Annotated in this window: 21 protein-coding genes; 10 read left to right on the top strand and 11 right to left on the bottom strand. The window is 48.3% G+C overall.

The genetic code is table 11. The annotated features are described in order from the left end of the window. Positions 1–65: 65 nt before the first annotated feature. From GQE98_RS13440 to GQE98_RS13430, 3 genes are read right to left on the bottom strand one after another with little or no spacing between them, the layout of a single operon-like run. Positions 66–923, bottom strand: coding sequence for a glycosyltransferase family 2 protein (locus GQE98_RS13440; protein WP_161316124.1), 858 nt, complete (start codon positions 921–923; stop codon positions 66–68). Between the two features lie 44 nt (positions 924–967). Beyond that, a complete protein-coding gene (locus GQE98_RS13435; RefSeq protein ID WP_161316123.1) occupies positions 968–2,179 on the bottom strand; it encodes an NAD(P)/FAD-dependent oxidoreductase in 1,212 nt (403 codons plus the stop codon). 3 nt (positions 2,180–2,182) lie between these two features. Beyond that, positions 2,183–2,617, bottom strand: coding sequence for a sugar 3,4-ketoisomerase (locus GQE98_RS13430; RefSeq protein ID WP_161316122.1), 435 nt, complete (start codon positions 2,615–2,617; stop codon positions 2,183–2,185). 270 nt (positions 2,618–2,887) lie between these two features. Between GQE98_RS13430 and GQE98_RS13425 the strand changes: the two genes are divergently transcribed. Continuing rightward, positions 2,888–3,832, top strand: a complete 945-nt coding sequence (locus GQE98_RS13425; protein ID WP_161316121.1) for a TauD/TfdA dioxygenase family protein — start codon at positions 2,888–2,890, stop codon at positions 3,830–3,832. Between the two features lie 158 nt (positions 3,833–3,990). Here GQE98_RS13425 and GQE98_RS13420 read toward each other — a convergent pair whose 3' ends face one another. From GQE98_RS13420 to GQE98_RS13405, 4 genes are all read right to left on the bottom strand, one after another. Further along, positions 3,991–5,331 (bottom strand): TRAP transporter large permease, encoded by a 1,341-nt coding sequence (locus tag GQE98_RS13420; protein WP_161316120.1) that lies wholly within the window; start codon positions 5,329–5,331, stop codon positions 3,991–3,993. Between the two features lie 6 nt (positions 5,332–5,337). Beyond that, a complete protein-coding gene (locus tag GQE98_RS13415) occupies positions 5,338–5,823 on the bottom strand; it encodes a TRAP transporter small permease (RefSeq protein ID WP_161316119.1) in 486 nt (161 codons plus the stop codon). A gap of 35 nt (positions 5,824–5,858) precedes the next feature. After that, complete coding sequence (locus GQE98_RS13410; RefSeq protein ID WP_161316118.1) at positions 5,859–6,935, bottom strand: C4-dicarboxylate TRAP transporter substrate-binding protein; 1,077 nt, start codon at positions 6,933–6,935, stop codon at positions 5,859–5,861. 294 nt (positions 6,936–7,229) lie between these two features. Beyond that, positions 7,230–8,189: an AraC-like ligand-binding domain-containing protein gene (locus GQE98_RS13405; RefSeq protein ID WP_161316117.1), complete on the bottom strand. Its 960-nt coding sequence runs from the start codon at positions 8,187–8,189 to the stop codon at positions 7,230–7,232. Positions 8,190–8,368: 179 nt separating this feature from the next. Here GQE98_RS13405 and GQE98_RS13400 point away from each other — a divergent pair, with 179 nt between their 5' ends. The 7 genes from GQE98_RS13400 (at position 8,369) to GQE98_RS13370 (ending at position 15,161) form a co-directional block, all read left to right on the top strand. Continuing rightward, positions 8,369–9,400 carry a carbon-nitrogen hydrolase family protein gene (locus GQE98_RS13400; protein ID WP_161316116.1) on the top strand — a complete coding sequence of 344 codons (1,032 nt, stop codon included), beginning with the start codon at positions 8,369–8,371 and terminating at the stop codon, positions 9,398–9,400. Continuing rightward, positions 9,387–10,436 (top strand): phenylacetaldoxime dehydratase family protein, encoded by a 1,050-nt coding sequence (locus tag GQE98_RS13395; RefSeq protein WP_161316115.1) that lies wholly within the window; start codon positions 9,387–9,389, stop codon positions 10,434–10,436. The genes GQE98_RS13400 and GQE98_RS13395 overlap by 14 nt, the downstream gene beginning before the upstream one ends. Positions 10,437–10,538: 102 nt before the next feature. Further along, a complete protein-coding gene (locus tag GQE98_RS13390; protein WP_161316114.1) occupies positions 10,539–11,798 on the top strand; it encodes an ABC transporter substrate-binding protein in 1,260 nt (419 codons plus the stop codon). A 74-nt stretch (positions 11,799–11,872) separates the two neighbouring features. Continuing rightward, positions 11,873–12,745, top strand: a complete 873-nt coding sequence (locus GQE98_RS13385; protein ID WP_161316113.1) for a branched-chain amino acid ABC transporter permease — start codon at positions 11,873–11,875, stop codon at positions 12,743–12,745. A gap of 36 nt (positions 12,746–12,781) precedes the next feature. Beyond that, entirely contained in the window at positions 12,782–13,732 is a 951-nt protein-coding gene (locus GQE98_RS13380; RefSeq protein ID WP_161316112.1) for a branched-chain amino acid ABC transporter permease, read from the top strand. Then, positions 13,729–14,445 (top strand): ABC transporter ATP-binding protein, encoded by a 717-nt coding sequence (locus GQE98_RS13375; protein WP_161316111.1) that lies wholly within the window; start codon positions 13,729–13,731, stop codon positions 14,443–14,445. The genes GQE98_RS13380 and GQE98_RS13375 overlap by 4 nt, the downstream gene beginning before the upstream one ends. Beyond that, entirely contained in the window at positions 14,442–15,161 is a 720-nt protein-coding gene (locus GQE98_RS13370; RefSeq protein WP_202526283.1) for an ABC transporter ATP-binding protein, read from the top strand. Before GQE98_RS13375 ends, GQE98_RS13370 begins: the two co-directional genes overlap by 4 nt. Before the next feature lie 206 nt (positions 15,162–15,367). Here GQE98_RS13370 and GQE98_RS13365 read toward each other — a convergent pair whose 3' ends face one another. From GQE98_RS13365 to GQE98_RS13350, 4 genes are all read right to left on the bottom strand, one after another. Beyond that, positions 15,368–18,622, bottom strand: coding sequence for a hypothetical protein (locus tag GQE98_RS13365; protein WP_161316110.1), 3,255 nt, complete (start codon positions 18,620–18,622; stop codon positions 15,368–15,370). A 290-nt stretch (positions 18,623–18,912) separates the two neighbouring features. Beyond that, complete coding sequence (locus GQE98_RS13360) at positions 18,913–20,049, bottom strand: aromatic ring-hydroxylating oxygenase subunit alpha (protein ID WP_161316109.1); 1,137 nt, start codon at positions 20,047–20,049, stop codon at positions 18,913–18,915. Between the two features lie 435 nt (positions 20,050–20,484). Beyond that, a complete protein-coding gene (locus GQE98_RS13355; protein ID WP_343044219.1) occupies positions 20,485–22,011 on the bottom strand; it encodes an alanine/glycine:cation symporter family protein in 1,527 nt (508 codons plus the stop codon). Positions 22,012–22,045: 34 nt separating this feature from the next. Beyond that, a complete protein-coding gene (locus GQE98_RS13350; RefSeq protein WP_161316107.1) occupies positions 22,046–22,483 on the bottom strand; it encodes a universal stress protein in 438 nt (145 codons plus the stop codon). Between the two features lie 367 nt (positions 22,484–22,850). Between GQE98_RS13350 and GQE98_RS13345 the strand changes: the two genes are divergently transcribed. Continuing rightward, positions 22,851–23,735 carry a MurR/RpiR family transcriptional regulator gene (locus tag GQE98_RS13345; RefSeq protein WP_161316106.1) on the top strand — a complete coding sequence of 295 codons (885 nt, stop codon included), beginning with the start codon at positions 22,851–22,853 and terminating at the stop codon, positions 23,733–23,735. After that, the gene (locus GQE98_RS13340; protein WP_161316105.1) at positions 23,732–25,066 is read left to right on the top strand and encodes an aspartate aminotransferase family protein; all 1,335 of its coding nucleotides are present in this window, start codon (positions 23,732–23,734) and stop codon (positions 25,064–25,066) included. The genes GQE98_RS13345 and GQE98_RS13340 overlap by 4 nt, the downstream gene beginning before the upstream one ends. The last annotated feature ends 45 nt before the right edge of the window (positions 25,067–25,111 follow it).

The following is a 25,111-nucleotide window of genomic DNA, read 5'->3' as shown; positions in this document are numbered from 1 at the left end:
GATGTCGAGGTTATGTTTGGAATAGATGGTGCCAAGACGGATTCGAATAATCTATAGGCCGCTATTCAGCTACCTTTTACCAAAGATTTTACTTTCGAACCTAAAATTCGGTATTGCAAATATCCGCATATCAGTAGCTTTGCAAACAGATCAAGGTCACTACGCATGACCTCTTTAATTCCCGAGCGCGCCAAGCCTCGATACTTGGCGGATGTTCTTTTCCAATTAATACTTAAGCTGCTTTTTTGATAATGTTTGAAGCACAGTGTTTCTGGAACGCGAATGAATGGTCCTAATAGTGAAAGATGTAACAGCCAGGTCCAATCGGCACTAAACTCTCCATACTCGTTCTTCGGGATGCCCCCAATTATTGTGTAGGCTTGTTTACGAAAGATGCCTCGGTTTGGTATCCACCAATGAAAGTCAGGGCGCCGCCGCGCATACATTAATCCTCTCATCGTGGCATTCGTAACTCCGGAGAGTTCGGCGCAATCCAGGAATTCCCTTGTTCCATCCGGATCTACAAGTTCAAGATCTGAATATGCGAGTATTGCATCCGGTTCGCGTTGCAGAGCCGTAGCAAGAGAAGACACGTAGTCGGGCGCGACAACATCATCATGAAAAGCAAAAAACATCATGTCGCCGCGCGCATTTGCCATAAGATCATTACAATTACCGAGCCAGCCGAGGTTCTTTTCTCGATTTAAAACGCGAATATTCTCGTAGCGAGCGGCATATTCCTGGATGATTTCTGGCGTTCCATCTGTCGAAAAATCATCGCCGATCAATATTTCCAGATTTAGCCAACTTTGCGCGACTAGGCTGTCGAGCGTTTTGCGGATAAATGCCTCTGCGTTATAACTAGGTAACAAGGCAGTAACGAGGGGTAGGTCTGCTTCCTTCGTTGCCGTTTCTTTCGTCATACTCGAATCCAGTTTTGTCCCGCCTTCAGAAACCATCAGATCAATTATCCCATTAGCTCTTTGACGAGAATTGTCGCTAACTCAGGGGCAGAAGAATACTTTCCAGTATCAATTGAATAGTACCGACCCTTTCGCGTGATTCCGAATTTATCACGTGAATGCAGGGTAGAGGACCTTTCCGCGATTGAGCCTCGGCCTTGCGCAAAGACGAAGCCGCCTTCGACCCGAATGTCTTGCGCCGCATCAAAAATTTCGTCAGCTCCAATCAGTACCGTCGCTAATCCAGACCGAACATTTTCTGTAATTATATTCTTTTGTTCCACTGTCAACGGATCCGGTGTTTTCGGCAGAACGTCAATACTATCCAGCAAAAGCCCCGCGGGATACCAAGATAAATAGAAGGACCGATCATCGTAATTCTTGACATCGCCAAACGCACCAACCGCGACAAACGCACTGGGTGTTTTCACAACCCTGTTTGTTTTTGCGAAAAGCGACACCCGGTATCGGTTGGACCAGGTACCACTTGGCGGGATGCCAACTTTGGCATCTATGTCCATTCGGCCGTGCCAAAGGGCGTTTATAACGCTATCAAATTCTTCAAAGGTTTTTTTGCCATCGGCAGTATCGCAAGTCACGCTCCAAGATCCGTTATCCATATCCTGGGGCGAAACATTAGTTACTGTACAGCCGGTTTCCAGGGTGATTTTTTTATCATTGCCTAATGCCGCGCAATAAAGACCAGCGATAACTTCCGTTTGGACGGAACGTTCGGGAACTCGAAACGCGGAAACTGTGGTTTCCGGGTTCGCGATGGGTTCGATCTCTTTAGTCGTTAACTCTAGAGAGGAATATCCGGATAAATTCCCAAAGTAGTCGCCTGCATCTGGATGCGATCCTGCTATCTCGTCTAATTTCTTCAGAAAGCCTTTAAACTCCGCTTTATCAACAACTGAATCTTGATGCAGAACAAAAAGGTCATCTTCGGTAGTAGAATAAGGACGAATATCAGTTTGCAGTATTTCCGACACTATTGGCGCGAAGGAGATGCCACCAGATAGAACGTGACGCGCAGATGCCAAGGTTGGGTCTCCTGCGTAAACATAACCAAGGTGTATTTTTCCTTCGTTCCACCTACTTGCGCCCATCATTGGGGCGCCGCCGCCTTCAAATAAAGTTACGTTCGCCCCCCGTCTTGCAAGTAAGATGGCAAGGCTGCTGCCCATAATTCCGGCACCCAGAATGGCAATGCGCATTTTTTAAGAATCCTTCTTAACAGATGAAGTCAATAAGCCATCCTCACGGGTCTCATAAAAGTAATCGGATTCATCATAACTCGTATCACAACAGACAATTAATGCAGAGGATTCATTCGAGTATATCTGCTTTGACCATACACCGGGCTCAATCAGCAGACAATTTCCAGGATATTCTAATTGTTCTGTTCTAATTACCCCGTTGTACCGCAATTCGACTGTTATCTTACCTGAAACATGCATCAGGAACTGTCGCCCACGATAGTGACCATGCCCGCCACGCTCGACATTTGATGTGGCCCTAACAAGGAATACTCTTTTGACCGGGAAATTTAGTTCTGAAAGGTCAGCTGGGACTAGGCTTCCGCGCTCGTCAATTTTGGGGGCAATCTGGTATACGGCAGCTTTACCATCGAGAAGACTTTTCAACAGTTTCATATATATATATCTTCAATATCTTTTTTTTTGGTCTAACTCATTATGATGATTAGTAAACCATAGAAATGAATGTCTAACCAATCATTAATATGGCATGCAGTGGATGCACTTGCTCCCAGCTTTCCTTGCGCTGTTGACGCTAAACTTATCGTTTTTGCTCAAAATTTACAATTTTGCGCTTAGGGTTATAAGCATCCGGTGTGCATCAAACCTCAATCAAGCGCGATGGTTTGATTTCCTATACCGCGATTGATGGAGTATTATAACTAGATGGAATCTGACCAAGTCATGCCGCCTGATAATCGCGCTGTGCCGCTTGAGGCACTTCATTTTATGCCCCTTTCTGAAACGTTCGGGGCACAGGTTTCGGGTTTGGATCTGTCGAAAACTATAACAGAAAGCCAAAAATCGGCTCTCAATCAGGCGTTAGTGGACCATCAGGTTCTATTGTTTCGCCAACAGGACTTGACTGAAGATCAGCAAATTCACTTTGCGCAAATTTTTGGTCCTTGCCGCGCACTTTGGCAAAATCAAGACTATCCCAGTGCAAACAATCTTGCTCATTATCTCAGTAATGTGGATACGGAAGGCCAACCTATCGGCCGTCACCCTGACCCCGGTTCTACTCACTGGCATAGCGATGGATCTTGGTCCCTGCAACCGAGCAGGGCGACAGTTCTTTATGGAATTCGAGTGCCAGAGGGAGAAGGGGCCACGCATTTCGCAAATATGTACCAGATTTATGAAGATCTTGATCGGTCTGTGAAGGACCGCTTCAAAGGGTTGCAGGCTGAACATAATTTTGAACTCGCCCGGGCAACAAGGCAACGGCGGATGCCTTGGCAATGGTCGCTTTCGGAACTAAACCGCGAGTCCCTGGTGATGCAGCTGAAATGGTGGAAGAGTGTCTTGGGACGGCGGTTTCGTGATGGTGCTGTCTATCATCCGATTGTACGCCCTCATCCTAAAACAGGTCGTCCCACACTGTACATCGGAGATCACGCTTGGCGAATTGCAGGCAAGTTTTGGCCGGCAGGTATTAAGCAGATGAAAGAAATTAACAGCCTCCAGTTCAAACCGACAGCAATCTATACGCACAAATGGCAACCCGGTGATCTATTAATTTGGGACAACGGAAGCGTCCTGCATAAGGTTGGGCCATATAATATTCTCAATAAGGTCAGGATTATGCGTAGATGTGTAGTGGAAAGTTGAGACTAGCCAACTTTACTGATCGAAAATCATTGTTTTTTCGAGAAGGCTGCCATCAACACCGGTTAAGCGGACCGGGTAGATGGCAGCAAACTCTATATCGCAATCAAACTAAAAGTTCATATACTGCAGGTGAGGTGCCTGCATAAACGAGCATATCGTCAATTGAGTGCATTCGGTAAGAACAGACTAATTTCCGGTACGAGTATTAGAAGCAACAAGGTCAGAATATCCATTACAAGGAACCAGAGTACGCCCTTGAATATGACTTCTAGCTTAACCCTGTCGCCAATAACCCCTTTTAGAATATAAACATTAAGGCCGACAGGTGGCGTAATAAGCCCGATTTCAAGCAATTTAATCATGATGACGCCAAACCAGATGAGGTCGTAGCCCAGATTTTCAATCACGGGCACTACCACGGGCAAGGTCAAGAGCATGATCCCGAGCGGATCCATGAACGTTCCGAGAACGATATATACCAGCGATAGTGCCAGCAGGATAACAATTGGCGGATAATCAAGCGATAATGCGAGGTCCGACAAAAATCCCGCAACGCCAGTAATGGCAATGAAGCCAACGAAAATTTTAGCGCCAATGACAACGGCGAAAATACTGGCGGATTGGGTCACTGTTTCAAGAATTGAAAGCTTGGCTTCCCTGGCTTTTAACCGTTTTGAAAGAGCGGCTAGCCCCCATGCGCCCGCCGCGCCAACAGCCGCGGCTTCCGTTGGTGTTACGATGCCGGCATAAATTCCGCCCATCACAAGGACAAACAGAACTATGATTGACCATGTTCCTTGCAGGGACTTGTACCGTGTTTCCCAGCTAACATTTTCTGGGGGGGGCGCCAACTTCGGGTTAATCATGGCCCGAATGATGATCATGAAGATATAGATTAACGCAGAGAGAATACCTGGGACCAATCCCGCAAGAAGGAGCTTTCCAACGGATAGTTCGGTAAATAGCCCATAGATAATCATAAGGATGCTTGGCGGAATAAGTGAACCGAGTGTTCCGCTTGCGGCGATTACGCCTGTCGCTAGTCCCTTGTCATATTTGTATCGAAGCATTTCCGGCACGGCCAGTTTGCCCATTGCGGCAGCCGTAGCCAGACTTGATCCGCTGACCGCAGCAAACATGGCACAACCCATGACAGAGGCGACCGCAAGGCCGCCAGGAAGCCGGGATAACCAGGCGCGAGCGCAGTCATATCCATCTCGCGTAAATCCGAAATGAAAGGCAACATAGCCCATCATCAAGAAGAGCGGGATTGCAACAAGTGAAAAAGAGGCGACGAACGAATAGGGCTCAAACGCGATATAGTTGATGGCGGCCTGCCAGCCCCGCTCCAGATTAGCCTCCCGACCCGCAGGCCATCCAATCGCCAGAATGAGACCAACAAATCCGACAACAGCAAGCGCAACCGCAATTGGAACACGAATGATTATCAATAGTAAAAGTACGCCGATTCCGCAGAATCCGAGAGTAATGGGATCCATAAAACTTTACTTTCTGTTCGTGAGCTCGAGCCCGGCTTTGACCACGTCTATTGCAAACCGAAGCGTAAACATGAGAATGCCAACGAAAAATATGAAACGGACCGGCCATTCCGGTAAGGATAGCGGACCTTCCATATAGTTTCCGGTAATCCACGCATCCAGAAAGTAGTGGAATGCAGAATAGGTCATGATCGCGAAAAACGCGAAACCAAGCAGAAAGCCAAAGGCGTCAAGGACCAGGTTTGCGCGGTCAGGGAGTTTATCAGTAAACAAGGTTACCATGATATGTTCGCGCTGTGACTGCACAAAAGCGAAGGGCAAAAACACCACGAACACCATAAGAAACTCATTCATCACCACATCGTCCGGTATTGGGACGCCTATGACATATCGGCCTAATACAGACAATGTGGTGATTGCAAGCATGAGCATAACGGCTACGCCGGCAACTAGAACGAGGGTTTTCTCGAAATAGTGAAAGCTGTTTTTCATCTAGTTTTCCAGATTAAGAAGTTACAAAAGACAGCTTAACGGTTCCAAGGATAGCCCTTTTCTTCGAGCTCTTTCTGGTATTTAGCAAAAGTTGCGTTGTACTGATCGATGACACTTTGGGAATCGATACCCTTGGCATCAGTACGTTCTTTCCATTCAACAACCAGTTCTTCTGCTGCAGCTCTCCATTTCGCACGCTCTTCTTCATCAAGAGTAGTAATTTTCATGACCTTACCGTCAATGCCTTTGAGCAATTCGGCTCGGGCAGAGGCGTTATCTTCAATCAGGGCTTTGGAGTAATGTTCAACAAACTCCTCGCTGACTTCGGTCATGATTTTCTTGATGTTGTCCGGCATTTCATTCCACAGCTTGAGATTTATACCAGCACCATATCCAACAACCTGTCCCATGTTGACTTCCGTTACATAGTCCGCAACTTCATAAAATTTATAAGAGCGCGTCGCAAACATGTAGGTAGCACCGGCATCTACCGTGCCGCGGTCCATCGCCTGATAGATTTCGCTATGGCCAAGATTTACAGGAATGGCGCCGAGGTTTTTCAATAGCGGTATAAAGCCGGCAGTTGCCCGGATTTTTTTGCCATCAAGATCAGCGGACGATTTGATCTCAAAGTTTGAAACAATCTCGCTGGGTCCCGTGGTAAAGTTGGCCAGCGCGTGAATACCGTTTCTCTTCATTTCATCGGAAAGCTCGGGCATTGTCGTCTGCAGATCTTGCCAGGTTCTCAGCGTTACCCAAATATCGCCTGCGACAAACGGGATGTTACCATAGTTCCATACCGGCATTTCTGCTGGGTTATATGGACCCATAATGGTTCCTGCATCTGCAAGGCCCGTTGAGACCGCTCTCAGGGTTTCCTTGCCTTTAGATAGCGCCTGACTCCAGAAAAACTCGATTTTAACTTCGCCATTTGTGCGCTCTTCAATTTCAGAAGCCCACCATTTCAAGGATTCTGCACGGGCACCACGTGGCGGGCCGAGTTCACTGTAACGGAGGTAATATTCTGCATATGCGCTGGTGCTGAATGCGCTAACAGAAAGTAAAGCCGCCATCACAAAGAGACTTTTGCCAATCATACGCTTCAATTTCATTATATTCTCCCCACGGGAAGTCACTTTCCCGCAAATTGTTTTAATTATTCTTTTTTCGCTTCAGTTTATTTACGTTCTTGATTATCGAAGCGGTCCGAATGGTTATATAGAATATCGCAATAGTCAATAGGCAGGTACGCGAACAGAAAAGGTTGCTGAGTTTTGACGCTTCTGCGGTTTAACTTCGAGGGAAATTTTTAATAACCGCTAATTGTATTAGGCTTCTCTCTTGCCAAGGCGCGATGAGACCGGTGTCCTCTGCTTGGAAATTATGCGCACATTCACAAGGAGTGTTCACTGTTTGGGATAAGAAGCTTTCGCTGATCGAAATTCGCTTGGAGGTTTTCCGTATGTTTCCCGGAAGATTCTCGAGAAATGTTGGAAGTTATTAAATCCCCATTTCATCGCGAGTTCACTGATAGATTGCCGCTGGAACCGAGGGTCCTTAAGATCTGATGCGGCTCTATCAAGCCTGGCACTGCGGATAAAGCCGCTAATGGAATAACCTTCCTTCATGAATATCTCGTTCAGCCGCCTGACGGATATACCTGTCGCCTGTGCCACGGCGTTTCTGTCCAGCGCAGGGTCCATCAAGTTGGACTGAATAAAGGTTCTTGCGCGCAGTGACATATGCTGTTCCGGCAAACTTAATTCACAGTTACCCTCATCAATCGATGACAAGCCAGTCGCGACCAGATCAATAAGAGTGTCCTGAATAAAGGACTGTATAATCCGGTTGTTGTTTTCGGCACGAGCAAACCCGAGGACGCTTTGACCAACCAGTTTTCCAATTACGCTGTTCCCCGAAATACGACGCCCGGTCAAAAGATCTGCGTTAGGCATTCTCGCCAGAAGTTGTTTCTTCGGCATTTGGAGGACCAACTGCTCGAAACTATCCGTCAAAGTCAGTTTGTAATGGTCGGTACTGCTGTACAGAGCAAAGTCACCTGGGCCTAGCTCGGCAATGCGCTCCCTCTGACTAAGGTATGCCTTTTTCTTCAACTGTAAGCTGAGAAGAAAAAATTCGTCTGTCGCGCGCGATATATCCTGTTTGCGACGAATGACATCATGCGATGTTCCGGAAACGAAGGAAATGGAGATCTGAGGAAGCCGTTCTAATGTGATTGAACCCTTGAAATTCCGGCGTTCAACTGCTTCGCAACCAAGCTGGACATAGGTGGCACAAACCGCCTCGCGCCAATAGGCAAAGCGATCTCTATTCGTAACACTTCTCGTATCAAAATTCAGTTGCACGACTCGCTGTCCTCAAGTCCTTCTACTGAGGGTAATATACATAATAAAAACATAAAATACTAAATTTTGCCCAAAATAACAATATTTCCCGCCCATACGGATAAGTCCGTAAGTCTGAATCGTATTTTAATTTCAAACAATCGGAAGCCAAATTAACTAACAGGGAGAAGGTTCCAACTATGTCACACCAACCTTTCAAAGTCGCGGCCGTACAGGCCGCTCCTGAGTATCTGGATCTGGATAAGTCCGTCGCTAAAGCGATCTCGCTCATCGATCAGGCGGGAGCAGAGGGGGTAAGGCTTATTGCCTTTCCTGAAACCTGGCTGCCCGGCTATCCATGGTGGATTTGGCTCGGCGCTCCGGCCTGGGGAATGCAGTTTGTGGGACGATATCATGAAAATTCCATCCAGGTAGGCAGTAACCATGATAACGCGCTGGCTGAGGCAGCCCGTCGTAACAACATTCATGTTGTTATCGGTGTGTCTGAGAAGGACGGTGGCAGTCTTTACATGGGCCAATGGCATTACGGGCCCGATGGTGAAATCGTTTCCCGCCGCCGAAAACTGAAACCAACTCATGTGGAAAGGACTGTATTTGGCGAAAGTGACGGAAGCCATCTCATTGTCAGCGATACAGACATAGGCCGTGTCGGCGCCCTTTGTTGTTGGGAACATCTGCAGCCGCTTACCAAGTACGCCATGTATTCACAGAATGAGCAAATACATGTTGCATCCTGGCCGAGTTTCAGCCTTTACAACGGCGTCGCATACGCATTGGGACCGGAGTTGAATTCTTCCGCCAGCCAAATGTATGCGGCGGAAGGGCAATGTTTCGTTGTTGCGTCATGTGCCACGGTTTCGCCGGCTATGGTCGAGCTTCTCTGCGATTCTCCGGATAAGAGAGAGTTCCTGAAAGCGGGCGGTGGTCATGCCAGAATTTACGGCCCCGATGGGTCGCCGCTTGCCGAACCACTCGCCGAGAATGAAGAAGGGCTACTGATCGCGGAAATTGACCTTGGAATGATTGCCTATGCGAAATCGGCGGCGGATCCCGTTGGTCACTATTCACGGCCGGACGTGCTGCGCCTGATGTTCAATTCGCGTCCTAACCCTGTTGTCATGAATTTTGATGAGGGAGAAAAGCTGGCGGTCCGCGAAGATACGCAGGATGCCGACGCGGCTACAATGGAGATTGAGCATGCGGCAGAATAATCTATCTGGAGGAAGTGAGCGGACCTATCCGCTTCGGATGCCTCCGGGATGGGAACCGCCGGTCCCGGCATTCAGTTCAGAGTTTGGCTCAGGGACAAACGAAATCTCCATGGCGGTGATCGGCTGTCAGTTCAGCCGCTCAGACCGGGACAGGCTTTATGAGGTCGTGGCGGGTCTCGATCTTCTCTTGCGCAAGATCGGCAAGGCCGATCATGTGGATTTGTCAGAGTGCGAAATGGATGGCACAGGCCATAGTCAGCTTGTAGTGACCTGTTACTGGTTGAAGCCGGACGCAATGGCCAAATTTTTTGAGACGCCTGTCTTCAGGGCCTTTTGGGCGCGGCATAGTATGGAAGGCCTAGATTACGGTGTTTTTCGCGAATTCTTTAATATTCCATTGAAACGCTTTGAAACCTTGCATTCCGGCCCTGATCACATTGTTGGTATCGGTCACGCCCGCCATAGTGTTAGTGACCCGATTCTGAGGCACGCCTATTGGGGGAGTATGCGAGATAGGATTGAGGAGTCCGCGACTGACGTACTGGAGCCTGCCGGAGATATAGAGGTGGTGGAAGAGGGACCAAATCGCATTGTCGTCCGTCCAAATCAGAACCTGGCAGTTATTAGGTCGGGTCAGGACCTCACCAAGGCAGCCGGGATCGAGAGAGAGGAATATTATTCGGATATTGAACCAGTGCTTAGGGCCGGAATGAACTTTCTCCGGGATAACGGGCTTGAAGAAGTCAATTGCATAGATTGCCGATATATGTCGCTTCTCGATGAAGGGGGCGAAAGCCGAGACCATACCTATGGCTTGGCGTATTTCCGGTCTTTGAAGGACCTTGAACAGTGGGCGGAATTCCACCCGACTCATCTCGCGATTTTTAATGCCTTTATGGAGTTTGCGCCAAGATACGGACCAAAAATGCGGTCGCGTTACTGGCATGAAGTTTCTGTGTTACCGGCAGTCAGCCAAATTGCGGAATACGTAAACTGCGCGTCGGGGACAGGACTTTTAAGCGGGGTGCGTAGCTGAGGAGCCTGCACCAGAAAGAATACCCAACAATCAAACATTGCAGGGAATGCCAGCATAGAAATGGCATCAGGCAAAGTTTTAACGAAACAGGAAGGATGGATAATGTTTATGCGGTATATGGGGCTGGCACTGATGCTGGCCATGGGATTTATAAGCTACTCAGAGGAAGCGAAGGCTGCTGAACCGGAATGCGGTTTAAATACCGGCGAGAAAGCAACCGGCGAGCCAATTGTTGTTGGGGGTATCAATGGCAATGCACCTCCTGGCGATTTTTCCGGAGGAACTGATGCCGCCGCCGCGTATTTTCATTGCGTGAATGATAACGGCGGGATCAATGGTCGCCCGATCAAGTATATCGTTGAAAATGATCAATGGAATCCGGAACTGGCAGCACAAGTGGCTACCAAGCTCGTAAAAGATGATGGCGTCGTGGCACTTGTCGGCAATGGCTCAGTTGTATCCATGGCGGTTAATGCGAAGCTCTATAAGGACGAAGATGTCATGGCAATGGCATCTGCTTGCGCGATTTCGGATTGTTATGAGAATTCCAACATTGTTTCGAGCAACCAGGGACCGCTCCCGTCAGGCATTGGCGCATTGAAGTTTGCAGTGGAAGAACTCGGGACGGAACATGCCGCCTGTATTGGGTTCAACATTCCCAACAATGGGGGATGGGCCTGTGACTGGGCCGGAAAGTACATGGAGTCTGTCGGCAAAAAATCGACTGCCTTATTAATGGATCCGTCTGCGGTTGATTTGAATTCTGTTTATCTGCAGGCGCTGGCGGAAGGTGTGGATACGATCATGCTGATGCTGCCGGCTGGCCCGGCTCTCGGGATTTTAAAAGTGGCTGAAGAACAGGACGGCGGAGATACTTTTAAATGGATTTCTCCGACCCCGCTATACGACCCGACTATTCCCGCGGCGCTCGGGGATTACTGGGACAACAAGCTTTATGTGAATATCGAACTGGGGCCGTTCAATTCAGATGGGCCGGACAATCAAAACTGGATAGCCGTTATGGATAAATACGGCGAGAAGGAGGACAGACGCGATACCTTCTCCCAGTCCGGGTACTTATCCGCAAAGTTTTTTGTTGAAACGCTGCTCAAAATGGATTCTGCCGAGATTAATCGCACGAACGTAACAAAGGCGATTAAGGGGATATCCGGTTTAACGTCCGATTTGCTGTGTGGGCCATACTATGTTGGCGATTTTGATCGGCATATGCCCAATCATGCAGGTCGCATGGTCGTCTATTCGGAGAATGAGTTCAAGGTTGTCAGGGATTGCTACGACATTGACTCAAGCTATCTGGAGCCTATTCGTGAGCAAGAACGTCAGTTGAGGCTTATCCAGTAATCAGACTGCTTGAAATGCCGTTTTTGATTAAGTTCCGGGAACGGCATTCTATCATTTTCTGAAGGCCATTTGTCATGAAAATATATGCTCTATTTTTGATCTCCGGCCTTGCTGTAGGCTCGCTTTATGCCCTTGGGGGTATCGGTCTTGTCGTCCTGCGCCGCGCCACAGGGTTCCTGAACTTCGCGTATGGCGCAATCGCAGCGGCAAGCGCGATGATTTGCTGGCAATTCATTGACTGGGGATTTGCGGGACCAGTGTCATGGCTGATGTCTATACTGACCGGCGTGGCTTTATCCGTATTCTTTGGCCGCTTCTTTGCCTCGGGATTGGCATGGAGGGAACCTGTCGTAAAGGCGGTCGCAACGCTCGGTTTTGCGCTAATTATCCTCGGGTTGATCAGCTTCATTTGGGATGATGCTGCGCGCAAGCTGGTTCTGCCAACAGACAAGATCGGGTTTCGCCTGATGGAGGTTCGGATCACGGTAACGCGTGTTATCGCGTTCGGCGCAAGCCTGTTGATCGCCCTTGGGATGATACTCTATCTGGAAAAAACCAAGACAGGATTGCTCATGCGGGCGCTCGCAAATAATCGCGCCCATTCCGCCTTGATTGGAATACCGATTTTGCGTGTTGAAACGATCGCCTGGGCACTTTCCGGCGCGTTAGCAGGGTTTACGGGGATGATGTTTGGAGATTTGGTGCGTCTGGACCCGACAATCATCACTTTCATGGTCATTCCGGCAATCGCTGCCGCTATTTGCGGTCGCCTTGAATCTCTCTTTCTTACCTTCATTGGCGGACTGTCAATCGGCGTTGCGGAGGCGATGCTCACGCTCGTAAAAACAGCGGCCCCTTTCAGGTCCTTGGTGCCCTTTGTCGTCGCTGTTCTTGTCATTCTCTGGATGCAGCGCAAGCAGCGGCTTGTATTTCAAACGGAGGACTAAGTAGGTATGATCTTACATCTTCGAAGAGAGAGTCGGATGTACGCCACATTTGGTTTTGTGGCGATCTGTATTCTAGTTCTTCCTCTTATTATTGACTCTATCTGGGTAAAAGTGCTGACGTCTGCGGCTATTTTCACACTCGCCGCCTATGGGGTATCGCTACTTTATTCTCATCTTGGTCTCGTTAATCTCTCTCAGGTCGCTTTAGTCGGTGCGGGAGGGTGGATCATGCTGCGGTTGAACTACGCAGCCGATTTTCCTTTCGAGGTGAATTTGCTGATTAGCGCAGTGATAACCGCCTTTATTGGAATGGTTCTTGCCCTGCCGGCCATACGTATGAAAGGGCTATATCTTGCCCTTATCACCCTGATGATTGCAGGCGGTTTCCAGATTATTCTCTCCGCAATTCAATTTCCGAATGGTGGGAGTGGTTTTTTCGGAGTTGCCTTGCAATCTCCCGGTGAGATGCGACGCCCGGTGATCGCAGAGAGTGATACAGCCTACCTGAGATACTCAATTGTTATTGTGGTTTTCGGCATCATGTTAGCAGCGGCACATAAATTTAGCCGGCCCGGGCGGGCATGGGCGATGATAAGAAAATCAGAAGCAAATGCCATGGCAGCCGGTGTGAATGTGACATTCTACAAACTCTGGTGCTTCACCCTATCCGGGTTTTTAGCCGGGACTGCGGGAGGACTTCTCGCGGGCGCCTTGAAAATTCTCGATGCCAAATCCTTTCCTGCGGGGGAGTCGATCTTGTTGTTCGCCCTTGCAATTGTGGGCGGCGTGGGGCATTGGATGGGAGCGGTCATCGCTGGGTTCCTATACAGAGTCCTCCCTGCAATCTTTAACAACATCGGGATCGATGCGGATCTTTCCCTCGTTATTTTTGGCGCCGCATTGCTCCACGCGATCATGACCGCTCCCAACGGAATTGCCGGTCAGATCTCTACTCTATTCCAGGCCTGGGGGCGCCAGAACAAATGATCAAGATTTCTGATTTGACCGTACATTTCGGCGGCGTTGTGGCGCTTGATAACATTACAGTCGATATCCAGGATGATATCGTCGGCGTCATTGGCCCGAACGGGGCCGGAAAAACAACCCTGATCAATGTTTTGTCCGGATTCGTTCTTCCCGATAGCGGAGCCATTGATGTCGAAGGGGTAGACCTGCTCTCGCTGGCCCCGCATAGAAGGGCGCGTTGGGGTCTTGCACGTTCCTTTCAGAAAGTACAAACGGCAGATAATCTGTCGGTTGCGGATAATATTTGGGTATCCCTTGATACCTCTGCCAGCATAGGCATGAGAAAATCCGCCGCACTTAACAGGGTGCTGGAATATGTTGGGTTGGTAGATATGGCGAACGTGCCGGCAGCAATGCTCAATCCGTGCCAACGTCGGATGACGGAACTTGCAAGATGCCTTGTAGCCTCCCCCAGGATCGTACTCCTTGATGAACCGGGAGGTGGGTTGTCCGAATGCGAGGTCGACAGACTTCGCTATGTAATCGGCAATATCAAAGCCAATTTTGGCGCGCAGGTTTTGCTGATTGATCATGATGTTGAACTGATCCGGTCAGTTTGCTCAAAAACAATGGTGTTGGATTTTGGCGAAATCATTGCATACGGTCCGACAGAAACCGTCTTACAGGATGAAAATGTCAAGGCTGCATATTTAGGGACGGAAATAGGTACATGATGAAAGCAGGCGTATTGGATATTTCAGATTTAACCGTACTCACGCCGGAACGGACGGTTCTTGAGGAAATCTCGATGACGGTTGAACCGGGAAAAATTGTTTCGGTACTCGGACCCAATGGCGCGGGTAAGAGCGAATTAGTTCTCGCGATCGCTGGGCAAATGGCAATTGCAGAAGGTTCCGTTAGTATTGGTGGGACAAGTCTGGCTGATAAACGGCCTGAAAAGATAAGGGCTTTGGGGGTGGCAGCTGTTCCGGAGGGACACCAAGTCCTCTCAAAATTGACTGTGCATGACAATCTCCAAGCCGCCGGGTCCATGCATAGCAGGAAAGAGTTGGCCGATGCTGTTGAGGGAGCCTACGCAGTCTTTCCTGAAATCCGACGCCTTGAAAATCAAAGGGCCGGTATGCTCTCAGGGGGTCAGCAGCAAATGGTTGCTCTGGCTCAAGCGATGGTTTGCCAACCCAAAATTTTACTGGTCGATGAGATGTCTCTAGGGCTGGCTCCCATTATCATCGAGAGATTGATGAATGTATTGGTGAAATTGAGAGAAAGGGGTATCGGCATTTTGCTCATAGAGCAATTTACTCATTTGGCACTCGGAATTTCAGATTATTCGTATGTTCTGAACCGAGGGAGAATAGTTTTCTCCGGATATCCAAAGGAACTGAACGAAAATCCGGGGATATTACATGAGGCATATTTGACAGTGTAGCTGCCATTCCCGGTTCTCTGTCCAGATTAAGGCCAGCGGTTTCTCCATCTTTCTTGTTTGGTAACGCAGCGACTTTTCCCATTGTAGTTTGATGCGGTACCTTATTTGCCCGGAGGAGATTATGTATCTCTTCCGGGCTTTTTTTCTGGCATTCAGGCACAAAAAAAGGAAATGTGGTCTGAATAAGGAGTGCAATTTATTGCGGGTTAAAATAAATCTAGTCCCCTATCCATGAGGTCTTCTGGGTCGGGAAAGTCAAAAGAATTGCTGGGCCTGCCTTGATCACTTCGTAGCTTTTTCTTCGCTACTTTTTCAGCCCATTGATAGGCTAACTTATGGATATGTTCGGGATAATCAACAAACGCGCTAAAGTAGTCAGATGCCTTTCGTGGCGCAAAGTCGTAGCTTTCCCCAAGGGTTTCCTTCATATGGCGGATTATTGCGGGGTTCACATCCTTCGGCAAAGCTTTGCTGCTGATTGTTTCCTCAAAATTATCAAAACTTACCGACATGTCCTGAAATATTTCTCGTCCGGCGATATAAAGTGAAAGATATTGCTCTGCATCTCCTTCGGTAATTTCCGTGATCGCGGAGATGTATGCTGCACCTAAACGTCCTACATTGTAGTATGGCTCGAATTTTCTAACCTCTTCATTATATTCCAGCTGGGCAGGATCGATTTTTATCTCGCTTCCAATCTCTATGATGTCGACAAGACTGTGTGAGTTTAAATTCTGGATCGCGTAAAACCTGTCCAGCTCTGCTTGCGGGTTCTCGATTTTAGCTGCCCTTAAATGCTCTAACGCAAAACGGTAGTAGGCTTGGGATTTGACAAGATTTGTAATGGATTCCCGATTGTTTACATCGGTTGCAAAGATGTCTGCCTTCATTCTAAGCGCTTTGGAGACAGGATCAAACGTAGTATCTCCGGTATACTGAACGGCATCTCCCAAACTGACCCCTTTGCCCAGAAGCGCATTGAGCTCAATTGATGTGAGCTTTGTTTGACCATCAACCTTCATGGCCAGTCGTCTGTGGGGGTAAACTGAAAAGCCACTATTTGGGATAAATATATTAAAGATACTATCTTTTTGACTTTCGATTTTAGCGAGCTGAGTTCCCAGCTTACTGGATGCTGCGATAGTTCGCTTTTCAATTTCTGCAACCATGGCTTTATGCCCGCTAGGTGGTGCTTCGCTGGGCTCGATTGTATCCTGAAACATGGATTGTATGTTTTTAAAGGTCAGGGGTTTGGACCCTACGTTGACTTTTACATTGCTCATTTCGCTCAGCTGTACATCGGCTATGGGGATAACATCCGGCTTTCCATAAAAGATTGCGGATACAATAAAGGCATCGAATTGTCGGCCTTTCAAAGTATCGGCGCCGCCTACCCGGTCGAGGTAAGGGGCTTTTTTGATCTTATCTATGGCAGAACCTTCAATCACGAGTTTGCTATTCTTGTTCTTTATGTTCCTATAATCGACGGGGAGATACACAGCGAGTTTTGCGGCAATTAACATCTGTATCAATGAGTGAACCTCTATCGGCGAAGACGTTACGTGGTTCATCATTTCGCCCGCATTGTTCAGCATTTTTCTCTGTAGGCGGGCATGTTTTTCGGTCGGTTGAAATGTGGCAGGGTTGCTGATAGCTCTAAATTGTGCCCGGTGCATCAAATATCCAAGTCGACCATATGCCGTCAGCGGCGCCATTTCTGCGAGTGAGTCTTCATCTTTCAACACGGGTCCGGGCCCCAATTCCATGCCAAACCCAAGGATGCCCGCCAGATATGCCTGACGGGAGGCACCTTCTAATGTTCTTGTCGCGGATAAATCGTCGCTATAGTCATTAATCTTCCTCGCGCGCTGGATATTCCGCTCATACTGTTCTTGCAATAAGGAATAGGTATCCTTCTTGGTTTGAAGATCTCTTGGGTGAACGCCGCAATAAGCAGCAATAGCCCCATCCATAATTGTTTTCCAGGTGTCAAATACATGACCGCCGTCGCCATGTAGAAACAGCGCATGTTGGACTTTCGAACTGCCAGCCAATGGACGGCTTGGAGTCTCTTCATCACCAAGTGTCTGCCTCCACCACGGTCCGTGTGAGTGGCGTGGGGCAATCCATTTGCCCGGGTTTCTGCTGATAACGACAATGGGGGGGATGTCACCCTTCCGGTTTCTTACATATTTTTCTATTGCTGCCTCACTTACTTTATAGCCGAGTGGATGGCTATCCCATTCACTTTCATCAACAGTTTCAAAAAGCCCCATGCTATCCTGAAGCGCTAGAAGCTGATCATAAAGGGATAGCCCTGATCCACCCACAAGCAGGGTTGCATTGCTTTTTAGTTTATTATTTTCATCGGTCAGGCCCTTTTCTTTCAGGAAGGCAGTTACACCCTGGTTTTGTTTGTTCGTTTCCAGTCCGGTATTTCTTTCCGGTGTCTGGTCCGTGGGCGCGAACGTAGGGTCTGACTTACTTTCTTGAGAGTTCTCGACTCTAGGTGAACCAAACATTGGCCCCCAATATGTAAGTTTTTGAACTTCCTCATCTTCTGTCGCACAATGGGTGATGGTGCCAATATTCATACGTACGATATCGGCCGACATTCCGTTTATCCGACCGTCTTCGTCGAAAACGACAATAGGTTTCAAGGGGGTGGAGATATCTATTCCCTTGACCGTGGTGTCAGATAAGATTTGAACCGCATATCCAATGTCGAGATTATTTGCCGTCTCCACCTGGTCATTGAAATGCTCCAAGAGTTCCCTGCCTATTATTCTGCGGGTCACTAATGCGCGATTGAGAGGGGCTTGAAAAATGCGATCTGCTCGTCTGGCTCGTTTGAATGTTGCGAAGGCGACCGGGTTTTCCTTCAGTTCCTTTTCGATGGAATCCTGATTTTTCTCTATGTATTTTATCAGGCGGGACGTGATTTCTCCCTCGGCTCCAGTATTCATCATGGCTGCGCCGAAGCTTTCAGTCCAGGCTACACCACCAGCGATCGATTCTGGTCCCTGTCTTTCGATAACTGTCGTTAGCATATTATAATGGGCGCCAAGAGAACTTAATTCATCGAAGTCTTTTTTATGTTCTTTTAGAAAATCCACCTCAGCATTGAATTGCATCGTACCACGAGGGCCGCCGCCGATACTGATTAAATGACCTGAAGTATTAGAATCGATATACGACTTTAAAAAAGCCGAATATGTTAGCATAGGTGTAAAATAATCAGTCGATTTAAGATTGTTAATTAAAATAGGATCACTATCGGCTTGTTGGCGTAACATTGTCTCGATAATGCCGAAATTGAAAAGACTCTTGATTTGTCGGTGATCAAGGTAATTTTTACGTATAATTTGGTTGAAAGTTGAAAAGTTATCGTTTCGGGAGTCTCGATGTCGATCATGTCTAAAAGATGTAATAGAAGGCAGGTATCGTAATAAATATCTCATTTTATTTTCCTGAATTTAAATAAATTAAGAAATAAAATGACCTGTCGAATTAATATTTGTGAAATAATATTAATTATTTTGATGTATATTTATGTTTAGCGTGAAGGCAACTTGCCGCTTGAGCAAGCTCGATGCAACCAAGGGGCTAACCACTGGCATTCCAGCCAGAGCGTTAGCCGCCGTTGATCTCTTTTCCTATTCGATATTCTGGTTTTCAACTATCGCAAAGCTATTGGTTACGGCAATTCACAATGGATCTCGATGAATTACCCTTAGTGTCTGTGATCTATTCAATCATTCGCGCTTGTTGCTTTTGCAAGATGGTCGTCCAGGGTTTCGTGAAAATGGACGATAGCCTTTTCGTAATGGCCAAAGGTGAAGTGGCTGTTGGCTTTGGATTCTAGTCCTGTGTTGATATAGCGGGCAGCCTCGCGATCTTCTTCAATTCCCGATTCCTTGACAAAACCGGCGTCGCGTTTTGCGATCGCCAGATCAACAAGCTCTCCGTCAGGATCGAGGTTGCGCAATCTGTAAATGATTGTTCGGGTCTCAGTCGGTGAAACCGGCTCCAGCACGATGAGGATCGAATGGCTGGAGAGAACCGATAGATGGGTATTGGGGAACAGCTGAAAAACATCTGTCGTCATACCATTAATGCGCCGCTTCTCGCGTGGCACGTCCCGTAGTTTATTGATCCGGCGGAAGGGGAATATGATTCGGGAGTTTGGGCCGAACGTCTCGACAACATTTATGTTGTCCAGGCCATAGGGGTAAAATGTACGGTTATGAAGGCTCTTGATGTGATACCCTTCCATGGATGTCTCGGCCATCAGCTTCCAGTTGGTTTCATCCGTATATTCCCCGTGATCGAACATGTCCTGCCTAGGGTCAATAATCTCAGGCAGTGCGTCCAACGCACCGTTGGAAATTGGCGCATCCTGGGTTACGAAGACAATGCCGCCGCGCTCCTCCGCGGTGACGGGCACCAGCCCATGCTCTGTCATATCTATACCGGGAAACCCTTCCTGCCCGGGAATATGCTTGAGGTTTCCGTCCAGGCCATAGGTCCATGAATGATAAGGACATACGAAAGCGCGCGCACAGCCAGTCCCATTCGCAACTGCCATACCGCGATGTCGGCAGCTGTTGCGGAAGGCGCGCACCACGCCATCATCCCCGCGGACGGCCACTATCGGTGTGAGGGCGGCAGTTCGTGCGATGAATGATCCTTTTTCGGGCAACGCCGCAGAGGGGCAGAAGGGCACCGGCAGGCGACGGAGTAATTCGATTTCCGCATTGAAGCGTTCCTCCGAGCGATAATTTTCGACAGGTTCCCGCCAGACACGATCACCTACATCGGTTGTTTTTGCGTCTATATGTGAGAAAATTCTGTCGATCACTTCAGTTTCGTTAAGTATTTTGGTCATGCTCTAACTCTTCTTATTATTTGGTTTCAGGATCAATGTTATCCTTCTTGCCCGGTTCTTGTCGAGCCAGTTGATAGCCAGATTAAGGCCCGGGCATCCAGCATAAGGGAAAACTAATGGGTTGCTTTGAGCTAAAGAGCATTATGTTGCACGGTTGAGGGGCCTGCTTACTAATTTCGGAGCCTTACATTTGGGGGTGGAGCAGTCCGATGTGCTAAAATGGCTGCAAGATCTCGGCCTCGAAAAATGTGAAAAGTTATCTTTTGAAAACGGAATAAATATTCGTGCTTTGCCCTACCCAGCCTTGAAAAAGCTGTTTCCAGTATTCTAGTTGCTATGTGAGCCCTAGCCAGGGAGTTTCGCGAGAATGCCGTAGGTTTTTTTTGGGATTGGCCAAAAAAAGGAGGCGCCTGATACGCCGCCTCCTTCTCATGCCTAGTTCTTAAATTTTCTGATTTCTCCTGATTCAAGTCGCTCACTATAGGAATTGAATTCCTTTTTGACTAATCCCATTAGGAAGTACAATCCGATGATATTCACAACGGCCATTGCAAAAATCGCGGCGTCAGAAAAATCTATCACCGGCCCGAGATTAGCGGCAGCACCGATAACGACAAAGATGCAAAAAATGATCTTGAAGACCAGTTCCTTAGATTTTCCTTCGCCGAACAGATATGTCCAGCTTTTCAGGCCATAGTAAGACCATGAAAGCATTGTCGAAAAAGCGAACAAGATCACAGCGATGGCCAGGACATACGGGAACCAGCTAATCGCTGATCCAAAGGCGGCTGATGTCAATTCAACGCCCGTATTGCCGTCTATCGTCGAAATCATTGAACCATCGGTCATATATAGGCCGGTCGCAGGATCAACTATCAATTGGCCTGAAATCGTAATAACCAAAGCGGTCATTGTGCAAATTACGACCGTATCGATAAATGGTTCCAGTAAGGAAACGAACCCCTCGGTGATTGGCTCTTTTGTCCGAACGGCCGAATGCGCAATTGCGGCTGACCCAACACCCGCTTCGTTGGAAAACGCGGCCCGCTTGAAGCCCTGTATCAATGCACCGACAAAGCCGCCGGCAACGCCAAGGCCAGTGAACGCGCCTTCAAAAATCTGGCCAAACGCCCAGCCGATCTTATCGTAATTGATCAATATAATGATGATTGCGGCCGTTACATACAAGATACCCATGAACGGGACGACTTTCTCTGTAACGCGCGCAATTGATTTTAAACCACCGACGATGACGGCGAAGACAACAGCAGCAAAGACAATCCCTGTAATCCACCCCGGATAGTTGCCGACGATTCCGGAAATTTGAGCGTGCGCCTGATTTGCCTGGAACATGTTTCCGCCACCAAGCGCACCAAGTATGCAGAAAATTGAAAATACTATGGCCATAACTTTGCCGCCGGGTATTCCGCGTTCTTTAAATCCCTTGGATAAATAGTACATTGGTCCGCCGGAGACAGTGCCATCTTCATACTCATTACGGTATTTAACGCCAAGTGTGCATTCCGTGAATTTTGATGCCATTCCAAGCAAGCCTGCCAAGATCATCCAGAAGGTTGCTCCTGGGCCGCCAATCCCGACAGCGACGGCAACACCGGCAATATTTCCGAGTCCAACCGTGCCGGAAAGCGCTGTTGCGAGAGCCTGAAAGTGGCTGACCTCGCCGGCATCGTTCGGATCGGAATAGTCACCCTTTACCAGACTGATTGCATGTCCAAAAAATCTGAATTGGACAAATCCGAAATAAATAGTGAATACCGAAGCCGCAATAACAAGCCACATAACTATCCACGGAAAGCTTGTGCCGGGTATTGGTGCAAAAATCAGGCTCACAAAAGGGCCGGTAATATTTGCAAAAATTTCATTGACTTGTTGATCGATTGTTTGCGCCTCCTGCGCAAGAGCACTGTCAATCCAGCCATTAGCTGCGACTAATAACAGCATCGTAAATAAAAACTTTCTCATCATCTCCTCCCCCTCAACCAATCACGGTAACTGGTACTGCAGCATTCATGACCAGATTAGATGTTGAACTTCCAAAGATGCGTCCTGCCAGGCCTCGCCCGGAGGATCGGCCGACGATGATTTGTTCGGCATTTTGTTCCTTGGCGACCGAGTTCAGGATATCCGCAACATGTCCATGCCGAACGATGCCTTTGGCCTTGATCCCCGCCTTTTCCAGCTTTTCAACTGCTGGATTAACAACGCGCTCAAAAGCGGTGGAGATTTCTTGTTCGCGCCGCTTATGGCGTTCGGCATTTTCTTCAGGGGTTTGAAATGAGTATGGTGACCATTCGACGATATAAACAATCAGGAGTTCGCTGTCTTGTATAAGCCCGGCCATTCGTTTGCCGTAGTCAAGTACTCGTTCACCCGATTCATGGCCATCTAAGCCAATAACCAATGTTGTCGTCATATTTTGCCCTCCTCTTTGACACAGAGGAGCCTGAGTCAGCAATATGAAAGAACGCGCTTTCGTAGAACTAAAAAGTTATATGCGCATCTTTTGGTTATTGAATATAATCAGGCCCCCATACCACTATAGGTTAGAAAAATCTAAATTAGAAACAGTAATTATTGATAATCCTTCTGTCTCAATTCCAACGCTATAGGCTCGTCTATAATTGAGGCTGCTATGGAGGTAAGGCGCTGGCGCCACAAAATGATCTGATTGGATTATTTTGATTCAATTGTTGCAGAAGCCTATGTCCATGGATAGTCTAATAGACTGGGACGGTAATAGCCGTTTCTTCAGGGGGGCGTTTTAAAAGTAGGCGACACCTATGACAGACAGACAGGATATACTTAAGGTCATTGAAAATGAATATGACCAATTGAGTCCGCAGCTGCGGTTGGCAGCGCGATTTGCTCTTGACCGCCCGGATCGCATCGCTTTTCACTCCATGCGTGAAGTGGCGGCTCAGGCTGATGTTCTGCCGCCAACAATGTTACGTCTGGCAAAGCGTTTGGGATTTAATACCTTTAATGATTTTCGCGACAGATTTCGCGACCGGATTGCCGCGCCGAGTGGTTCCTATGCAGCGCGAGCTCGACAATTACAAGCGCGCGAGGTTTTTACGGCTGGATCAGGGCTCTTGCAGGAGATATCAGCCGCAGACAGGCGTAATATTGAACAAACCTTTGACCCTATCGAAGATAGCGCCATCATGGCCGCAGCGGAAACATTCATCAACGCGGAAACAGTTAATATTATAGGCCTCAGGAAATGTTTCCCGATAGCTTTTTACTTCCATTATGCAACTCGAGTTTTCTTTCCCAACGCCCGCTTGATTCAAGGTCAGGCAGGTTTGTATGGAGAGGAAATCGCACGTATATCTGAGCGAGATGCGGTCCTTGTCATAGCCTTTGATCCCTATACGAATGAAACGGTAAGGGCGGCCAAGGCGGCTCAATCCGTGGGAGCACAGCTGACTTCTATTACCGATAGTGTCGTATCCCCTCTGGCGATTGGCGCGGATCATCTTTTTCTTGCAGCGAACACAAGCCCGTCATTTTACCGTTCTTTGGTTGGCGCAATGGCTATCGTTCAGGCCCTGGTTGCCGCGATTGTGAGCAAGCTCGGCGAGGAGGCTGTTATTAAGTTGCAGGCGTCAGAGGCGCTTCTCCGTGACAATAACACCTATTGGATAAATGGAGATGCCCGGTGACACATGTTTTCCATCGAAATCCGCAGGTAGAACTTCCCGTGGCGGCAAGAGGAGAGGGGCCTTACATCTATGATGCCGCCGGGAAGCAGTATCTGGACGCCAGCGGTGGTGCGGCTGTTTCCTGTTTGGGGCATAGTAACGCCTATGTCGCTAATGCCATGAAACAGCAGATTGACCAGATATCATTCGCTCACAGCGGATTTTTTACAAATCAGCCCATGGAGGATTTGGCAGATTTTTTGATCGAACGGGCTCCAGGTGATCTGGATCATGTTTATTTCGTGTCGGGAGGGTCGGAAGCCGTGGAGGCGGCATTGAAACTGGCCCGGCAATATTTTCTGGAAAAAGGCGAGGCAAGCCGGACCCGCTTTATATCGCGGCGGCAAAGTTATCACGGTAATACCATTGGAGCGCTGGCGGCAGGTGGAAATCAATGGCGCCGGGAACCCTATGCGCCTTTACTGATGTCGGTTCCCCTCATTTCCCCCTGTTATGAATACCGCGAAAAGCCAACGGGCGAAACAGAATGGGATTTTGGTCAACGGGTCGCAGGGGAGCTTGAAACGGCATTAATTGAGGCCGGACCAGAGAATATTTGCGCCTTTATCTGTGAGCCGGTTGTTGGAGCAACAATGGGAGCCGTACCCGCTGTTGAGGGCTACTTTAAACGCATAAGGGAGATTTGTGACCAATATGGTATCCTGTTTATTGCCGATGAGGTGATGTGCGGCATGGGTCGGACCGGCAGTCTTTTTGCCATTGAGCAGGAGGATGTCGCGCCGGATATTCTGGTGACGGCAAAAGGGCTGGGAGCAGGGTATCAGCCAATTGGTGCAATGCTTGTTTCACAGGAAATTTTCGCAGCGATCGTTAATGGATCGGGCTTTTTTCAGCATGGACATACCTATATGGGGCATCCGGTCAGTTGCGCGGCGGCGCTCGCCGTACAGCAATATATTGAAGAAAATGACCTGCTATCCAATGTTCGTCGTCGTGGCGCACTGTTAGCGGAGGCCTTGACCGCGCGGCTTGGAAATAATCCATTTGTGGGCGATATAAGGGGTCGTGGTCTTTTTCAGGGCGTGGAACTCGTTGCTGATCGCATGACAAAGGAACCTCTGGATCCCAGCCTAAAAATACATGCGAGAATTAAGAGCGCGGCGATGGCTGCTGGGCTTATGTGCTATCCAATGGGAGGAACAATAGATGGGCGGCGCGGTGATCATATTCTGCTGGCGCCACCCTTTATAGTAGAAGAATGGCATATCGAGGAAATCGTTAATAAGCTCGGAACGGTGATTGATAAGATTGTAGGGGAGGCAACCGTTTAGCGTGAGTTGCTCATCCGTCAGCAGCAGGCGTTCTTGCCATGGAAG

Source organism: Sneathiella litorea, assembly GCF_009882915.1.
Lineage (GTDB): Bacteria > Pseudomonadota > Alphaproteobacteria > Sneathiellales > Sneathiellaceae > Sneathiella > Sneathiella litorea.
Note: the sequence above shows the minus strand (reverse complement) of the source record. Positions and strands in the feature narration are given on the sequence as shown.

What these genes read in the sequence shown, in the direction of transcription:
- GQE98_RS13430 (WP_161316122.1), bottom strand. Translation starts at nt 2,617, where the DNA reads ATGAAACTGTTGAAAAGTCTTCTCGATGGTAAAGCTGCCGTATACCAG.
- GQE98_RS13395 (WP_161316115.1), top strand. Translation starts at nt 9,387, where the DNA reads ATGCGGCAGAATAATCTATCTGGAGGAAGTGAGCGGACCTATCCGCTT.
- GQE98_RS13390 (WP_161316114.1), top strand. Translation starts at nt 10,539, where the DNA reads ATGTTTATGCGGTATATGGGGCTGGCACTGATGCTGGCCATGGGATTT.
- GQE98_RS13435 (WP_161316123.1), bottom strand. Translation starts at nt 2,179, where the DNA reads ATGCGCATTGCCATTCTGGGTGCCGGAATTATGGGCAGCAGCCTTGCC.
- GQE98_RS13360 (WP_161316109.1), bottom strand. Translation starts at nt 20,049, where the DNA reads ATGACCAAAATACTTAACGAAACTGAAGTGATCGACAGAATTTTCTCA.
- GQE98_RS13420 (WP_161316120.1), bottom strand. Translation starts at nt 5,331, where the DNA reads ATGGATCCCATTACTCTCGGATTCTGCGGAATCGGCGTACTTTTACTA.
- GQE98_RS13370 (WP_202526283.1), top strand. Translation starts at nt 14,442, where the DNA reads ATGATGAAAGCAGGCGTATTGGATATTTCAGATTTAACCGTACTCACG.
- GQE98_RS13355 (WP_343044219.1), bottom strand. Translation starts at nt 22,011, where the DNA reads ATGCTGTTATTAGTCGCAGCTAATGGCTGGATTGACAGTGCTCTTGCG.
- GQE98_RS13375 (WP_161316111.1), top strand. Translation starts at nt 13,729, where the DNA reads ATGATCAAGATTTCTGATTTGACCGTACATTTCGGCGGCGTTGTGGCG.
- GQE98_RS13440 (WP_161316124.1), bottom strand. Translation starts at nt 923, where the DNA reads ATGACGAAAGAAACGGCAACGAAGGAAGCAGACCTACCCCTCGTTACT.
- GQE98_RS13380 (WP_161316112.1), top strand. Translation starts at nt 12,782, where the DNA reads ATGTACGCCACATTTGGTTTTGTGGCGATCTGTATTCTAGTTCTTCCT.
- GQE98_RS13350 (WP_161316107.1), bottom strand. Translation starts at nt 22,483, where the DNA reads ATGACGACAACATTGGTTATTGGCTTAGATGGCCATGAATCGGGTGAA.
- GQE98_RS13415 (WP_161316119.1), bottom strand. Translation starts at nt 5,823, where the DNA reads ATGAAAAACAGCTTTCACTATTTCGAGAAAACCCTCGTTCTAGTTGCC.
- GQE98_RS13400 (WP_161316116.1), top strand. Translation starts at nt 8,369, where the DNA reads ATGTCACACCAACCTTTCAAAGTCGCGGCCGTACAGGCCGCTCCTGAG.
- GQE98_RS13410 (WP_161316118.1), bottom strand. Translation starts at nt 6,935, where the DNA reads ATGAAATTGAAGCGTATGATTGGCAAAAGTCTCTTTGTGATGGCGGCT.
- GQE98_RS13365 (WP_161316110.1), bottom strand. Translation starts at nt 18,622, where the DNA reads ATGAGATATTTATTACGATACCTGCCTTCTATTACATCTTTTAGACAT.
- GQE98_RS13385 (WP_161316113.1), top strand. Translation starts at nt 11,873, where the DNA reads ATGAAAATATATGCTCTATTTTTGATCTCCGGCCTTGCTGTAGGCTCG.
- GQE98_RS13345 (WP_161316106.1), top strand. Translation starts at nt 22,851, where the DNA reads ATGACAGACAGACAGGATATACTTAAGGTCATTGAAAATGAATATGAC.
- GQE98_RS13425 (WP_161316121.1), top strand. Translation starts at nt 2,888, where the DNA reads ATGGAATCTGACCAAGTCATGCCGCCTGATAATCGCGCTGTGCCGCTT.